We start from the raw sequence: 14,925 nt of genomic DNA, 5'->3' as shown, positions 1-14,925 counted from the left end.
GGCTCGGACGGCGGTGACGCCCCGGACGGCGGGCTGCCGGACTTCGGCCCCGACTCCGACGGCAACGGCCTCCCCGATTCGCTCGAAGGCCTCGGGACCTGGGGCGCCATCCCCGGCCTCGGCGGGGACGGCGGAACCGACGGCGGCGACGCTCCGGACGGCGGGCTGCCGGACTTCGGCCCCGACTCCGACGGCAACGGCCTCCCCGATTCGCTCGAAGGCCTCGGCACCTGGGGCGCCATCCCCGGCCTCGGCGGCGACCCCAGCGACGGTGGCGGCACCGACGCTCCCGGCGGATTCCCGGGCTTCCTGGGCGGGCTGCCTGGTCTCGGGCTGGACACCGACGGCGACGGGACCCCGGACATCTTCGACTCGACGCCGAACGGCGACCCGCCGCCGAGCCCGGTCTTCCCCGTCGGCCCGCCGGATCTGGATCTGTCCGGTCTGTTCGGCGACAACGACGGCGACGGCACGCCGAACTACCTCGACCCGACGCCCGACGGTCCGGTCCACCCGATCTTCCCGGGCACGCTGCCCGACAGCGACGGCGACGGCCGGCCGGACATCCTCGAAGGCGACCTCGTCTTCGAACCGGGCATCATCGTGGACCCGGTGCACCCGGTCGACCCGGGCGGCGTACTCGGCGACCCGCCGGTCTTGGACCCGGGTGACGGCGGCGCGCCCACCGACCCCGGCCCGACCGACCCCGGTCCCACCGACCCGGGCCCGACGGACCCCGGCCCCACCGACCCGGGCACCGACGGCGGTACGCCGACGCCGGAGCCGTCTGACGGCACCGGGACGGGCAGCGGGACCGGCACCGAAGGCACTGGGACGGGCGGCACCGGCGGCGGCACCGGCCACACCGGTACGCCCACCCCGGAACCCTCGACCGAGCAGCCGCCGGTCGAGCAGCCCCCGACCGAGCAGCCGTCCACGGAGCAGCCCGAGACGGAGTCCCCGGTGGCCGCGGCCGACGCGGCAGCCGCCTCACACGCGCCGGGCACGACGACCCCGCCGGCCGACGGCGGTCAGGCGGGCGGCGCCCAGGACGGCGGCGCGAGCGACGACGGCGGCATCGGCATGACCGAGCTGGCCATGGGCGCGGGCGGCGTGGTCGCCGGCGTGGTGGTCGGCGGAATCGCGGGCGGCATCGCGGGCGCGAAGTTCGCCGGCAAGGACGACGACGAGGACAAGACGCAACCCAACGCTTAGCACCGACTCGCGGAGAGCACCCACCCTCCGCCGAGTACGCCGGCCGGGGCCGAGTCTCCCCCGTGCTCGCCCCGGCCGGCCCTACCCCAGGGCTGGATCAGGGTTCCGTGTCGAATCTTGGCTGAAGATTCGACCGGGAACCCTGATCCAGCGCCCAAAGCGAGAAGGGCCACCCCGATGCTCTGCCACGCCTGTCACGTGCACCTGCGCCGGGACTACCCGTACTGCCTGCACTGCGGCACGCTGCGCAAAGGCGCCAAGATCGCCGAGTTCGCGGCGCCGGAGCTGCGGCACGCGGGGCAGGCGTACCCGTTGGTCGGTCCGGTCACGACGATCGGGCGTACCAGTGACAACGACCTGATCCTGGACGACCCGAGCGTCTCCCGGCACCACGCCCGGATCACCCGGGGACCCGAGGGATTCGTTCTCGAGGATCTCAACTCGTTCAACGGGACCACCGTCGGCGGGCGTACGCTCCACGGCGATCGAGCGGCCCTCAACGACGAGATGGAGCTGCTCTTCGGGGACGTCCCGGTCCGGTTCGCGCAACCGCGGAGCGCGGCTGTCGGCTCCAAGACGATGGTCAAGGGCACCGAGTACACGATGCTCGCCGCGGCGAGGCAACAGCCGGAGGCGGCCACCGCGACCGAGCCGTTGTCGGCGGTCCCCCGGCGGCGGTCGGGCTGGGCGCTCAAGCAGGTCCCGGACAGTCGCGGGGTCGAGCAGTGGGTGCTGAGCAACACGCGTACGGGGCAATATCTTCAGCTCGACGACCGGGACGCGTTCCTGTGGACCAGCCTGGACGGCGAGAACAGCGTTCGCGACCTGCTCTTCCTGTACGCCGACAAGTACGGCGAACTGGCCCTTCCCCGGATCGAGCACACCCTGCGGACCTTCGCCGCGATCGGGCTCGTCCGCGGGCTCTACGGTCAACGCGATCCGGAGCGGCCGCCGCTGCTGAAGCGGATCGGCCAGGCGATCTTCCGGGCGCTGCTGCGCCTGGAGCTGTCGGTGAAGGGCTTGGACGCCCTGGTCGGCCGGATGTACCGAGCGTTCGGGTGGCGCTTCTTCACGCGTACAAGTGTGGCCGGCTTGTGGATTGTGATCTTGGGTGGTCTCTACGCCTTCTTCGTGGCGCAAGGCAAGCAGCAGTTGTTCGACGTGGGCGGCGCGGGGCTGGCCGGCGCGATCGTGGTGGCGGCGGTCTGCCTGGTCGCGCTGGCGATCCACGAGAGCGCGCACGCGCTGGCCGTGAAATCGTATGGCCGCAAGGTGACCCGCGGCGGCTTCATGCTGATGATGGGCATGCCGTTCGCCTTTGTGGACACGAGCGACATGTGGTTCGGTACGCGCTGGTCGCGCATCGTGGTGACGTTGTCGGGTCCACTGTCGACCGCAGCCGTCGCCGGCGCCGCCTCGGTCGTCGCGGCCTATGTGCCGCAGCCGATCGTGTCCGGGATCGCCTTCCAGATCGCCTTCGCGCTCTATCTGAACACGATCTACAACCTCAATCCGCTCATGCCGCTCGACGGCTACCAGGCGTTGTCCGACGCGCTGCGCATGCCGCGGCTGCGGGAGGAGGCGTCGGCCTACTTCACCAAGGGGATCTGGGCCGACCTGCGGGGCGGTAAGCGTCCCGGGCTCAAGCAGTGGGGCATGGCGGCCTACGGGATGACGGCCGTGGTCGGGATGACGGCCTTCATGGTGATGGCCGTCTTCAGCTGGCGTACGCGACTCGACGGAATGGTCCAGAAGTACCTCCCGGCCGGCTTCGCGATTCCGGTGATCGTCATCGGGCTAGGTGTCTTGATGTTTCCGATCTGGTTCCGCATCTACAAGAAGGTGTCCACACTGGTGCGGCGAACGGCGGCAAAGCGTTCGCTGACCGAGCCTGGGGAGGCGACGGCATGACCTGGTCGGTGCCGGGATATACGGCGGTTCAGGAGTTGGGGCGCGGCGCGTCCGGGTTGGTCGTGCTCGCCACGCACGATCAGACGGGGGTACCCGTCGCGATCAAGTACCTCGCCGACAACCTGAAGAACGACGAGACCTTCCTCCGCGAGTTCCGGGCCGAGGCCCGCATCCTCGCCGAGGTCCAGGACGACCACGTCGCGCGCCTCTACGAGTACGTCGAGAACCCCGGCGGCGCGGCGATCGTCATGGAACTGGTCGACGGCGTCGCCCTCCGCAAGATCATCCGAGAGCAGGGCCCGGCCGAACCCGAGGCCGCCCTGGTCGTGCTCAAGGGCTCGCTGCTCGGCCTGGCCGCCTCGCACAAACTCGGCATCGTCCACCGCGACTACAAGCCCGAGAACGTGCTGGTCGACGCGCAGGGCCAGAGCAAGCTCGCCGACTTCGGCATCGCCGTCCGCGCCGGGCGTACCGGGGCGCTGGCGGGCACACCCAGCTACATGGCCCCCGAACAGTGGGCGGCCGGCACGGCCACCCCACAGACCGACATCTACGCGGCCACCGCCACCTTCTTCGAATGCCTCACCGGAGCCCCGCCCTTCCGGGCTCCGGGCGACCTGGTCCAGCTCCGCCGACAGCACGAGTCCGCGCCCATCCCGGTCGACGCCGCGCCCGAAGGGATACGCGGACTGCTGCGACGCGGGCTCGCCAAGGACCCGGCGCAGCGCCCCACCAACGCTTCGGTCTTCCTCCGGGAGTTGGAAGCGGTCGCGGGAGCGGCGTACGGCCCTCAGTGGGAGGAAGAGGGCAAGAAGAAGCTCGCCCGCCGAGCCCTGTTGCTCGCGGCGCTCTTCCCCCTCGCGCTCGCCTCGATGTCCGGCACCGCCGTCGCGGACTCCGCCCTGGGCAAGGGCGTCGGCCACCGACTTCGTTCCCTGTCGAGCGGAGTGAAGAAGGCCCTCGTCGCCGGGACCATCACGGTTGTCGTCGTCGGCGGCAGCGTCGGCGGATGCGTAGCGCTCAACCCGACGGACGCCGCCAACACGTCCGCCCTCCCGTCCACCTCCCCCTCCGCGTCGCTGGTGGAAGAGTCGCCCTCCGCGTCCCCGACCGACTCCCCGTTGCCGTCCGACTCCCCGTCGGCGTCGGTGTCGCCGACGACCGCGTCGCCGACGCCGACGAAGTCGAAGACGAAGTCGCCGACGCCCAAGCCCACCTCCAAGAGCCCAACACCTAGCCCCACCCCGCCGGTCCAGGTCCTCAAGATCGCGGTCTATCGCGCCTACTGCTACTACGCCAACAACGGTTGCCAGGCGTTGGTCCAGGTCACGATGTCCGACGCACGGGCCGGCTCGCTCTACGTGACCTTCGACGCGACGCAGACGAAGACGGCTGGGCCCTACACGTTGAGCGGCCACACCAGCGACACGCCGTACAGCATCACGGCCCAACTGCCCGGCCAGGGCGCCGCGGTCTGCGGGAAGCCAGGTGCGACGTTGAACGTCACCGCCTACGTGATGGTCAACGGCAAACGATCCAGCGTCGAGGCGACCGTCGCCGGAATCTGCGCGGAGTGATCGGTGAGTGATGCGTTTGGGGGGTTGAGGGAGATCAACTAGCCCCCAAACGCATCACCCACCGAAGCTGCATTCTGCGTACGACGAGGTGGTTCTGCGTACGCAGGCTCGTGCCGAGCGGCACCACCACGGTGACCGGGTGGTCGGGCCCGAGCAGCGGGACGTCCCAGAGGGCCGCCGCACTGAGCAGACCGATCGCACCTCCGGGCGGAAGCAGCAACGCGGCCGCCGAGCACCACAACCGGTGATCCACCGGAATGTCGGCGTCGACGTAGATGCCCCGATAGAGGCGCCGCCACCGTGGTCCTCGAAGCTTGTCGCGGGTGAGAGCGCCGGAAGCCAGCAGGTCACGGGCCCGGAACGGCTCGATCGGGAGGCGCATCGGACAAGAGTGGCGCGCCGACGCCGGCTGACCGGCGAGTTGTCCACAGCTGTGAAAGGCAGGAGGACGGCATCCTGCTGTAGCAGGAGGCGTTGCGGCTGACAGCAGGAAGAGGCGTACGCCGATTCCGAGGACCGTCAGGTGCATGAGGAATGCACTGAGGAACGCGTACCGGGGAAGTTCGTGGCTCACCGTGATGGCGGTGGCGATGACCGCGCTGGCTGTCGTGGCGCTGCTGGGGCTGATCGTCGACGACCGCACCGTGCTGGGCCAGCCGACGTGGCTCAAGCCGTTCAAGTTCGGCGCCTCGTTCGCCGTGTACGCGATCACGCTGGCGTGGTTGCTGAGTTTCGTGACGCCGACGCGGACGAAGAAGATCGCGGTCGGCCTGATCATCGTGGGGTCCTATCTGGAGGTCGCGCTCATCGTCGGGCAGGCGGCCCGGGGCCGGGCGAGCCATTTCCACGTCGAGACGGCGCTGGACAACATGATCTGGAACGCGATGGGTTCGATGGCGGCGCTGTTCGGCGTCGGTACGGCGATCGTCGCGGTCGTGATCTGGCGCAATGCGGTGCAGGATCGGACGACCATGGTGGCCGCTAAGGTCGGGCTGCTGTTGCTGCTCGCCGGGATGGGACAGGCGGCCCTGATGGTGGTGCCGACGAAGGAACAGCTTCGGCTGGACGAGATCGAGGATCAGCCGATGCTCGGGGCACATGCGGTCGGCGTACCCGATGGTGGAGCTGGACTGCCGATCACCGGATGGAGCACCACGGGCGGTGACCTGCGCGTGGGCCATTTCGTGGGGGTGCACGGCCTGCAGGCGATGATCCTGCTGGCGATGTTGTTCCCGGGGCGGCCGCGGCTGATTCAGGTGGCCGGCGGCGCCTATGCCGGGCTCCTCGCACTCGTGACCTGGCAGGCGTTGCGCGGTCAGCCGCTGACCCAGCCGGACGGGCTGACCCTGGCGGCGGCGGGAGTGCTCGTTGTGGGCACCGTCGTCGGGTTGCTCTGGGATCGAACGATGGTCCGCCGTCACGCGGTGACTCGATAGGATCCGCGTCATGCCTTGGGTGGAGTGGCTGTTCGCCGAGCGCCACACCTTCGGCCGCTTGAGCATCGTGGGCCTGGCCGGCGTCGGGTACCTCGCGATCCGGCCGGACGGCGCGTCGATCAACACAGTGGACTGGATTCTGTCGATCGGGACGCTGATCTACGGATTCGCCGCGGTCTGGTCACCGTTCTGGTCGGTGACCGGGCTAGCTGCGGCGATCGGCGCCGGCTGGTTCTTCGGCGCGGACAACGACGTCGTACCGACCGTCGGCCTCGCCTGGGCCATGTTCGAGCTGGGCATGCGGCGGTCGGGGCGTCCGATGTGGATCGGACTGGCGATCGGGCTCGTGGGCAGCGTCGTCTCCGACCTCGACGACGCCTGGCGCGAACCGATCACCGTCGTCTTCGCGTCGGCGATCCTGATCGTGCCGCTGCTCATCGGCGTACAGCTGCGGATGGCAAGGGAACTCGCCCGGCAGGCGTCGGACCGGGCGGCTCAGGTGGTGTCCCGCGTCCGGGCCGAGGAACGCGCCACGATCGCCCGCGAACTGCACGACATCGTGGCACACCACGTCGCGTCGATCGTGCTGCGCGTCTCGGTCGCGGCCGACGTGCTGCCGATCGAGGACGCACGGGTCCGCAAGGTGCTCGACGATGTGCGTACAACGGGGTCGTCCGCGCTGACGGATCTGCGGCGGCTGGTCGCCGTGCTCCGGGACGTGCAACCGGCGGACTACCTCGTGGACCCGGCCGGGCTCGTCCTAGCGCTGGAGTCGGCGGTCGACCGCAGCCGGGGGCTCGGCCTGACCGTCGAGGCCGCGATCGACCCGACCGTGACCGAGCTGGACTCGCGTACCGCACTTGCGGTGCTGCGGCTGACCCAGGAGGGACTCGCCAACGTGGCCAAGCACGCGGGGACAGCGGCTCGCGCCGAACTGTCCATCGACGTCCGGGGCGAGCAGGTCGCCTTCGAGCTGCGTGACTTCGGCGGCAGCACCACGCCGGCCGGCGACGGCGGGCACGGGCTCGTGGGTCTGCGCGAGCGCGTGGAACTGCTGGGCGGCGGGTTGCTCGCCGCCCCGGCCGCCCCTGGTTGGCGCCTGTCCGCGCTGGTCCCGGCCATGCGGGCGGCGTCATGATCCGCGTGCTCCTGGTCGATGATCAACAACTTGTACGCGCGGGGCTGCGCATGCTGTGCGAGTCGGATCCCGAGATGGAGGTGGTGGGCGAAGCGGCCGACGGCGGCCCGGCGATCCGCATGGCCCAGCAACTCCGGCCGGACGTGATCGTGATGGATCTCCGGATGCCCGGCGTGGACGGCACCACCGCGACCGCGCGCATCCTCGCCGACCGCCCGAGTACGCGAATCCTCGTGCTGACGACGTTCGACGACGACGATCACCTGTACCCGGCGTTGGCGGCCGGCGCCTGCGGTTTCCTGGTGAAGGACGCGTCGCCGGGGGAACTGCTCGACGGCGTACGCCGAGCGGCGGCCGGGGAGAGCCCGTTCAGCCCGGACGTGCTACGGCGCCTGGTCGCCAAGGCGCTGCGACCGGCTGAGCCACCGCGACCCACGCTGACGAACCTCACCGACCGCGAACGGGAAGTGCTGGCCCTGGTGGGCACCGGCCTGTCGAACCCGGAGATCGCCGAGCGACTGCATCTCGGCGTCACGACCGTGAAGACGCATGTCGCCAATCTGATGACGAAGACACGCAGCGGGAACCGCGTACAACTGGCGGTGATGGCAGCTCAGTCGGGCCTCGTGGGCTGAGCGTCGTGCTCCGGACAGTGGCCCATACCTTCGGCCAGTGTGCGACCCATCCGGCCGGTTGTAGCCTGACGCCGATCAAGCCGGGGAGCCGCCGGGTAAGCCGTCGGAGCGCAGTCAGACAGGGGGCGGGCCGTGAGCATCGGCACGTGGCAGGAGACGTCCACTGCGGACGGTCGAAAGGTGGGCGCGCTCGCCCTGCCGCAGCAGGACCGGGAGCAGCTGACGCGGGTCGTCGCGACCGTCAACGCCGTACGCAAACTCGCTCTGCCCGGGGTAGTGCCGGTCGCCGACCTCGTGGGGCACGGCGGTCGGGCCTGGCTTATCGCGGGCGCGCCGGTCGGGCCGTCCGTGGCCGACCTGGCGACGCGGATGACCCCCGGGACCGCCGCGACCGTCCTGTCCGACACCGGCCAGACGCTGATGCGCCTGCACCAGGCCGGGTTGGCGCACGGCGCGGTCGATTCGAGCACCGTCGTGGTGAGCCCGGCCGGGGTCGCGCTGCTGAGCGAGGTCGGCGTCGCCGCCGCCACCGCGGGCCGGCAGCCCACCGCGGCCGAGGATGCCGCCGCGTGGGCGGAGTTGGCCCGCCGCATCAGTGGCGGCGACCAGACGCTGCAGATCGTGGCCGCCGCGGCCGCCGCTGGTTTGGAGACCGGGTTGCGCGTCCTCGCGGCGCACGCCTCCGCCCTGCCGGGCTTCGGTGATCGCCCCGCGCTCGCGGCGCTTCGGAAGCAGCCCCCGCCGATCGTCGTGCCCCTGGACATCCCCCCGGCGGAGTCGACGACGCTGCTCCCCGGCGCGGCCACCGAAGCCGCCGTTCAGACCGTCCCACAACAGGCGGTCCCCCAGCAGCCGATGCAGCAGGCCGTGCCTCATCAGGCGATGCCCCAGCGGGCGGTACCTCAGCAGGCGATGCCGCAGCAGCCGATGCCGCAGGGTGTGCCGCAGCAGCCGGTGGCGCAGGATCATCTGGCCACGCAGATGGCGCGGCGGACGACCGAACCGCAGCCGCAGCAGCCGGCCCCCGTCGAGCGGAACGCGGACGGCGTGCTGCGGTTCGGGCAGGGGCCGGTCGCCACTCCGGCGACGCCCAGTTGGACGCCGCCGCCGACGGCGTACGGGCCGCCGAAGAAGAGCCTGTTCAAGCGGGTCACCGGGGTGCTCGGCAGCCTGTTGTCGCTGCTGCTCGTCCTGGGCGTGGGCTACGTCCTCCTGCTCCGGTTCCTGCCGGAGGCCGGGATCCCCAACCCGTTGGGCCTGTTCAGCTCGACGCAGATCACCGGGGTCACCGTGCAGAAGGTGGCCGTCACGACGTGCAACACGCAGGCGGACGTCGTCGGGACCGTGGTGACCAACGGCGAGCCCGGCAGTTTCGCGTACGAGTGGGTGGACAGCGACGGCCATCGCAGCGGCCGCCTCGACCAGACCGTACGCAAGGGCGAAGGCTCGGTGCAGGTGCACTACTACTGGGGCTTCAGCGGCAAGGGCAGCCACAAGGGCACCGCGACGCTGAACATCCTGGCCCCGGTGCAGATGACCGCGAACGCCGAGGTGACCTACTCCTGCAAGTGATCCGCCGGCGCCAGATGCCGGAAGGCACGCAGGTTCTCCGTCGGTTCGCCGCGGCTGATCCGCCACGCCCATTCGCGGCGGATCGCCTCGGCGAACCCGAGTTCCAGCAGCGCGTCGAAGGACTCGTCGGCGTACGAGAGCACCGCTCCGAGCAGCCGGTCGAGTTCCTCGGCGGTCACCGCGTGGTTCGGCAGGCGGCCGGTCAGGTAGATGTCGTCGTTGCCGTCGATGGAGAACGACACCCCGTACATCCGGGCGTTCTTGCGGAGCAGCCAAGCCCAGACGGCTTCGTGGTTCTCGTCGGGGTGGCGGACGACGAAGGCCTCGATCCGCAGGGAGTGCTCGCCCGGGATGAGGTTGACCGTCGTCTTCAACTTGTGCGTACCGGGCAGCACGACGACCAGGCTGCCCTGCGGCGACACCTCGTACGCGACGCCCAGCTCGTCGAGCAGGGCGCCCAGCCCTACCACGTCGCGGCGCCGGCGAGGTCCGCGTGGTCGCGAAGCAGCAGGCGTGCCCGGTTCTCCTCCATGGCTTCACGGTAGACGTCCAGCAGCCCGGACGCCGTGCGAGCCCAGGAGAACGCGCGGGCGTGCTCGACCGCGCCGTGGGCCAGCTCGGTCAGCCGATGCGGCGCCCGGAGCAGCCGGTCGAACACCCGGGCCCAGTCGCCTGGGACGTGGCCGTCGACGAGAACACCGCTCACCTCGTCGCGTACCGCCGTGACGAGCCCGCCGACGGCGGCCGCCACTACCGGCGTACCAGTCGCTTGTGCTTCGAGGGCGACCAGGCCGAACGACTCGTTGTGCGACGGGACCGCGACCACGTCGGCGGCGCGGTAGACCGCGACCAGGTCGTCGCCGGATTGCGGAGGCAGGAAGCGCACGCGGTCGCGGAGCCCGAGCGACGCGGCGAGTTCGATGAGCGCGGTAGGCCGGTCGAGGCCGCTGCCGCTGGGGCCGCCGACGATGACCAGCGTGGTGTCCGCGGCCAGATCGCGATCGCGCGCGCAGAGTTCGGCCAGGGCCTGGATGAGCACGTCGGGCGCCTTGAGTGGCTGGATGCGGCCGACGAAGGTGACGATCCGGCCGCGCTCGGGCAGGCCGAGCCGCTTCCGGGCGGCGAGCTTGCCGGCCGACGCGGCGACCCGAGGCAGCGGCTGGAAGCGATCGAGGTCCACGCCGGGTTCGACGACGCTGACCCGGTCGAGCGAGGCCTGGTAGAGGTCGATGAGCTCGCGCGCCTCGGTCGGGGTGTTCGCGACGAGCCGATCGCTCTCGGCGACGACCTGCTCCTCACCGATGACCCGGGACCGGGGCTCGGCGCGGTCACCCGCCGCCAGCTGCAGATTCTTCACCTTGGCCAGGGTGTGCGCGGTATGCACCAGCGGCACGCCCCAGCGCTGTTTGGCGAGCCAGCCGACCTGGCCGGACAGCCAGTAGTGCGAGTGGAGCAGGTCGTAGTGACCCGGGGGCCGGGACGCCTCGGCCCGCAGCACCCCGTGCGTGAAGGCGCAGAGCTGAGCGGGCAGGTCTTCCTTGGCGAGCCCCTCGAACGGACCGGCGTTCACATGCCGCACCAGTACGCCCGGAGCCAGCTCGACGCTGCGCGGCAGATCGCTGGAGGTGGTCCGGGTGAAGATCTCGACCTCGACCCCCGCCTCGGCGAGGCGTTTGGAGACCTCGACGATATAGACGTTCATGCCGCCCGCATCGCCGGTACCGGGTTGGTGCAGGGGAGACGTGTGCACCGACAGCGTTGCGATGCGGCGTGGGGTCCGAGGGCTCACGGTGCCTCCAACAGCGCAGCGGTTGTTCATAATCCCGACACATCAGCCAGACGTGATCCACATCACGCCCGGTTGTCGTCCCGGCGGACGGACCGGCCCAACCCGGCGGTCGAGTGCCGAGGTGAACCGGGCATGATCGTGCCATGCAGTCCAGAGGCATCGCGGTGGTCACCGGCGCGTCCAGCGGCATCGGCGCCGCGACGGCGAGGCGGCTGGCCGAAGAGGGTTTCCACGTCGTCGCCGCAGCTCGTCGCAGTGAACGGCTCGCTGCGCTCGCCGCTGTCGCCCAGGGCCGGATCACTCCCGTGGCCTGCGATGTGACCGATGACACCTCGGTCGCCGCCCTGGCCGCTCAGGTCGCCTCGCTCGACGAGCCGTTGGCTCTGGTCGTGAACAACGCCGGCGGCGCGCACGGCGCCGACCCGGTCGCGTCCGGCTCGGTCGAGGACTGGCAGTGGATGTTCGACGTCAACGTCCTCGGCACCCTCCGGGTCACGCGAGCGCTGCTCCCGGCGCTGATCGAGTCCGGCGCGGGCACGATCGTGAACGTCGTGTCGACCGCCGGGCACATCGTCTACGAGGGCGGCGGCGGATACACCGCGGCCAAGCACGCACAGCACGCGCTCACCGGCACGCTGCGCCTCGAACTCAACGGCGAACCCGTCCGGGTGATCGAGATCGAGCCGGGCATGGTGAAGACCGACGAGTTCGCGGTCAACCGATTCGGCGGCGACTCCGGCAAGGCCGCGGCCGTCTACTCGGGGGTCGCCGAACCGCTGGTCGCCGACGACATCGCCGACTGCATCGCGTGGTGCGCCACCCGGCCGCATCACGTCAACGTCGACCGGCTCGTGGTCCGCCCGATTGCTCAGGCCGCCCAGCACAAGGTGGCCCGCAAGCTTTGAGGCGGCCGCTCGGCGAGATCACGCGCGGCACGACCAACCCCAACCGGTTGCGCCGCGTCGACCGCTGGATCGCGTGGCGGCTGGCCGCCACGCTCGCCTCGGTGGACTCGCCGCTCGTCGTCGACCTCGGCTACGGGGCCACGCCCATCACCGCCGTGGAACTGGCCGACCGGCTGGCCCGGTTCCGGCCCCACGTCATCGGTCTGGAGATCGATCCGGTACGCGTAGCGGCGGCGCAGCCGGCGGCGGACCCGCCCCGCCTGGAGTTCCGCCGCGGCGGATTCGAGCTGGCCGGGCTGCGTCCCCAAGTGGTACGCGCGTTCAACGTCCTGCGGCAGTACGACGAATCGGCCGTGGCAGACGCGTGGCGTACGGTTTCCGAACGGCTGGCCCCGGACGGCTGGCTGGTCGAAGGGACCTGCGACGAACTGGGCCGGATCGCGACCTGGGCGCTGCTGGCCGCCGGTTCCACCACCCCGGACAGCCTCACGCTCGCGGCCAAACTGTCCACCTTGGAGAGCCCGGCGGTGTTCGCCGAGCGACTGCCCAAGGCGTTGATCCACCACAACGTGCCGGGATCGCCGATCCACACCGTCCTCGCGACGCTCACCGAGTCCTGGGAACGGGCCGCCCCGATGGGTGTCTTCGGGCCACGTCAACGCTGGCTGGCGACCGTCCGGGCGTACGCCGACAGCGGGCAGGCCGTGCTGGACGGGCCGTCACGGTGGCGGCTCGGCGAACTCACCCTCCCCTGGCCCTCCCCCTAGTACGCGCCCCCGCTCTCGCGCGCCCCCCGCTCTGGCGCGCCCCGCTTTGGCACTGGATCAGGGATATGCCTGCGATCTTGGGCCAAGATCGCAGGCATATCCCTGATCTGGTCGTTATCCGCGTCGGGCGTGAGCGGGCGCGTTATCCGCGTCGGGCGTGAGCGGACGCGTCGGCGCGAGCGGACGCGTCGGCGCGAGCGGACGCGTCGGCGTGAACGGACGCGTCGGCGCGAGCGGACGGGCGGGTCAGGTGCGGGCGGGGCGAGGACTGGGCCGCCGGTTCGTCGGCCCCGCTGGGGTCGGCCGTCGCCGTCCGGTCCCGGTGACCCCGGTGATGACCAGGCCCGCCGCGAGCAGTCCGAGTCCCAGGCCGAGGATCGGCATCAGCTTGTCGCCGGTGGCGGGGAGTCCGAACACGACCTTGTGGTCCTCGATCTCGCCGCCGTCGATGAACCGCGCTCCGGTCGGCTTCGGGTCGGCGACTTCGCCCGGGTAGAGCCGCAGCCGCAGGAAGGTCTGCGTCAAGCTCTCGGTCCGGCCGTTCTCCAGCGCGGGCCAGGTCAGCTCGCCGCTGGTCTGCCCGGGTTCGAGGGTGACCATGGCCCGCTCGGAGTCTTCGAAGGTGCCCGAGCCGTCCAGGTCCAGCCATCCGGCCAGGGTCGCCTTCGCCCCGGTCGTGTTCGTGATCGGTACGCTCAGCGCCGGCGCGTTGGCGAAGATCGTCGTACCGGGCTTGACGCCGTCCTCGTCGTTGACGGGGAGGTTCTTGTCGTCGCCGTCCGCGTTCGGGGTCGGGATGCCGTCGAGGTCGGGGTCGATCAGCTTGCCGATGCGCAGCTGCTGACCGGGGTGCTCGACCTCGGTGAAGATGTGCCCGGGTCCGCCGTGCGGGTTCAGCGTCTTGTAGCTGTCCGGCGCGTCCCCGAAGTCGGTGGCCACGAGGCAGTCCGCGCCGTCGTTGATGAGCAGCGGCGCACCCGGCGTGTACGCGATGATGTGCGGATTCGAGTACGGCGCGTAGATCGCGTAGGTCCGGCTGGACGCACCGGGCTGCTTGTGCGCCAGCTTGTCGTCGACGTCGTTCGCCGAGACGTAGACCGTGCCGCTGACCTCCTCGACGTAGACCGCGCCGTAGTTCTGCGAGTCAGGCAGCTGCGCCGTGAGGTCCTTGACATCGGTGACCTGCCCGGTCGACGGGTCGATCTTGACCAGTTCCCGCTTGGTGTCGCCCACCATCTCCAGCGAGTAGAGCATCCCGTCGGTCGGGTTGTAGTCCCAGTCGCCGATCCGCAGGAAGTCCATGCCAGGCGTGGCCCGGCTCAACGGCACGTTGTCCAGGATCTCGCCGAACGTCGCGCTGTCCGGGTCGACGTCGACGGTGATCAGCGCGTTGGTCGGCCCGACGAGGCCGGGCTTGTCGGCGGCCGGGTCCCGGGTCTGGATCAGCAGGTGATCCTGGTCGTCGATGGTGCCCACATTGGTCCGGATCACCTGACCCGCCGGTACGCCGTCCAGCGGCCCGACGTCCACGAGGTTCCCGAGCCGGTCCCAGCGGGCCAGGTGGTTGTTGTCGTAGTTCGTGAGCATTCCCCAGAAGACGCCCTGCGCGCGGGAGTACCCCGTCGCGTTGACGGCCGTCGCGAACTTCTTGATCGGCACGAACGTCGAGGTGTTCAGGTCGAAGTAGCCGTAGGTGGAGGTCTTCCCGTCCTGCGACTGGACCTGGTATCCGAGGTTGGGGCACTCGGTGAAGGGCACGGTCGGCGGCGCGGGCGGCGTCAGCGCGGCGAAGGCGGCGGTGGGCGCGAGTCCCACCGCCGCTGAGCCGATCGCCGCTATTCCGACAAGCTTCCCGATTCGGATAAACAGCACGAAATACCCAACGAGTCGATCATGCCCGAGATGCTGCCAGACGCGGATTCGCGCTGGATCAGGGTTCGCGGTCGAATCTTGGCCCAAGATCCGACCTAGAACCCTGAT

Annotated in this window: 12 protein-coding genes and 1 pseudogene; 9 read left to right on the top strand and 4 right to left on the bottom strand. The window is 70.6% G+C overall.

The features are described from left to right. From AB0M47_RS37965 to AB0M47_RS37955, 3 genes and pseudogenes are all read left to right on the top strand, one after another. A pseudogene (locus AB0M47_RS37965) lies at positions 1-1,215 on the top strand (hypothetical protein); the annotation flags it as partial. Positions 1,216-1,392: 177 nt separating this feature from the next. Continuing rightward, positions 1,393-3,126 carry an FHA domain-containing protein gene (locus AB0M47_RS37960; protein ID WP_363422836.1) on the top strand — a complete coding sequence of 578 codons (1,734 nt, stop codon included), beginning with the start codon at positions 1,393-1,395 and terminating at the stop codon, positions 3,124-3,126. Continuing rightward, the gene (locus AB0M47_RS37955) at positions 3,123-4,703 is read left to right on the top strand and encodes a serine/threonine-protein kinase (protein ID WP_363422834.1); all 1,581 of its coding nucleotides are present in this window, start codon (positions 3,123-3,125) and stop codon (positions 4,701-4,703) included. Before AB0M47_RS37960 ends, AB0M47_RS37955 begins: the two co-directional genes overlap by 4 nt. Before the next feature lie 34 nt (positions 4,704-4,737). Here the strand turns inward: AB0M47_RS37955 and AB0M47_RS37950 are convergent, their stop codons facing one another. Continuing rightward, positions 4,738-5,085: a hypothetical protein gene (locus tag AB0M47_RS37950; protein ID WP_363422832.1), complete on the bottom strand. Its 348-nt coding sequence runs from the start codon at positions 5,083-5,085 to the stop codon at positions 4,738-4,740. Positions 5,086-5,230: 145 nt separating this feature from the next. Here AB0M47_RS37950 and AB0M47_RS37945 point away from each other — a divergent pair, with 145 nt between their 5' ends. The 4 genes from AB0M47_RS37945 (at position 5,231) to AB0M47_RS37930 (ending at position 9,484) form a co-directional block, all read left to right on the top strand. Further along, positions 5,231-6,139, top strand: a complete 909-nt coding sequence (locus AB0M47_RS37945) for a hypothetical protein (protein WP_363422830.1) — start codon at positions 5,231-5,233, stop codon at positions 6,137-6,139. Positions 6,140-6,149: 10 nt separating this feature from the next. Continuing rightward, entirely contained in the window at positions 6,150-7,277 is a 1,128-nt protein-coding gene (locus tag AB0M47_RS37940; protein WP_363422828.1) for a histidine kinase, read from the top strand. Further along, positions 7,274-7,912 (top strand): response regulator transcription factor, encoded by a 639-nt coding sequence (locus AB0M47_RS37935; protein ID WP_363422827.1) that lies wholly within the window; start codon positions 7,274-7,276, stop codon positions 7,910-7,912. Before AB0M47_RS37940 ends, AB0M47_RS37935 begins: the two co-directional genes overlap by 4 nt. 132 nt (positions 7,913-8,044) lie before the next feature. Beyond that, positions 8,045-9,484: a hypothetical protein gene (locus AB0M47_RS37930; RefSeq protein WP_363422825.1), complete on the top strand. Its 1,440-nt coding sequence runs from the start codon at positions 8,045-8,047 to the stop codon at positions 9,482-9,484. Here AB0M47_RS37930 and AB0M47_RS37925 read toward each other — a convergent pair. Together AB0M47_RS37925 and mshA are read right to left on the bottom strand one after the other, a co-directional pair. Further along, on the bottom strand, positions 9,469-9,945 hold the full coding sequence (locus AB0M47_RS37925; RefSeq protein ID WP_363422838.1) for a YbjN domain-containing protein: 477 nt from the start codon (positions 9,943-9,945) through the stop codon (positions 9,469-9,471). The genes AB0M47_RS37930 and AB0M47_RS37925 overlap by 16 nt on opposite strands. A 2-nt stretch (positions 9,946-9,947) precedes the next feature. Beyond that, positions 9,948-11,303, bottom strand: coding sequence for a D-inositol-3-phosphate glycosyltransferase (mshA, locus tag AB0M47_RS37920; RefSeq protein WP_253759855.1), 1,356 nt, complete (start codon positions 11,301-11,303; stop codon positions 9,948-9,950). Between the two features lie 113 nt (positions 11,304-11,416). Here mshA and AB0M47_RS37915 point away from each other — a divergent pair, with 113 nt between their 5' ends. Both AB0M47_RS37915 and AB0M47_RS37910 read left to right on the top strand, forming a co-directional pair. Continuing rightward, positions 11,417-12,178 (top strand): SDR family NAD(P)-dependent oxidoreductase, encoded by a 762-nt coding sequence (locus AB0M47_RS37915; RefSeq protein ID WP_363422823.1) that lies wholly within the window; start codon positions 11,417-11,419, stop codon positions 12,176-12,178. Beyond that, positions 12,175-12,945, top strand: a complete 771-nt coding sequence (locus AB0M47_RS37910; protein WP_363422821.1) for a class I SAM-dependent methyltransferase — start codon at positions 12,175-12,177, stop codon at positions 12,943-12,945. The genes AB0M47_RS37915 and AB0M47_RS37910 overlap by 4 nt, the downstream gene beginning before the upstream one ends. Positions 12,946-13,191: 246 nt before the next feature. On the opposite strand, the gene AB0M47_RS37905 is transcribed toward AB0M47_RS37910, so the two are convergent. Then, on the bottom strand, positions 13,192-14,760 hold the full coding sequence (locus AB0M47_RS37905; protein WP_363422819.1) for a GEVED domain-containing protein: 1,569 nt from the start codon (positions 14,758-14,760) through the stop codon (positions 13,192-13,194). Positions 14,761-14,925 lie beyond the last annotated feature (165 nt).

It is taken from the genome of Hamadaea sp. NPDC051192, from assembly GCF_040682475.1.
In the GTDB taxonomy this organism is placed as follows: domain Bacteria; phylum Actinomycetota; class Actinomycetes; order Mycobacteriales; family Micromonosporaceae; genus Hamadaea; species Hamadaea flava.
The sequence above is the reverse complement of the archived record's forward strand: the minus strand, read 5'-3'. Positions and strand labels throughout refer to the sequence as shown.

Excerpts from the sequence above, each read along its gene's own strand:
- AB0M47_RS37960 (WP_363422836.1), top strand. The coding sequence starts at position 1,393 with ATGCTCTGCCACGCCTGTCACGTGCACCTGCGCCGGGACTACCCGTAC.
- AB0M47_RS37955 (WP_363422834.1), top strand. The coding sequence starts at position 3,123 with ATGACCTGGTCGGTGCCGGGATATACGGCGGTTCAGGAGTTGGGGCGC.
- AB0M47_RS37950 (WP_363422832.1), bottom strand. The coding sequence starts at position 5,085 with ATGCGCCTCCCGATCGAGCCGTTCCGGGCCCGTGACCTGCTGGCTTCC.
- AB0M47_RS37945 (WP_363422830.1), top strand. The coding sequence starts at position 5,231 with ATGAGGAATGCACTGAGGAACGCGTACCGGGGAAGTTCGTGGCTCACC.
- AB0M47_RS37940 (WP_363422828.1), top strand. The coding sequence starts at position 6,150 with ATGCCTTGGGTGGAGTGGCTGTTCGCCGAGCGCCACACCTTCGGCCGC.
- AB0M47_RS37935 (WP_363422827.1), top strand. The coding sequence starts at position 7,274 with ATGATCCGCGTGCTCCTGGTCGATGATCAACAACTTGTACGCGCGGGG.
- mshA (WP_253759855.1), bottom strand. The coding sequence starts at position 11,303 with ATGAACAACCGCTGCGCTGTTGGAGGCACCGTGAGCCCTCGGACCCCA.
- AB0M47_RS37915 (WP_363422823.1), top strand. The coding sequence starts at position 11,417 with ATGCAGTCCAGAGGCATCGCGGTGGTCACCGGCGCGTCCAGCGGCATC.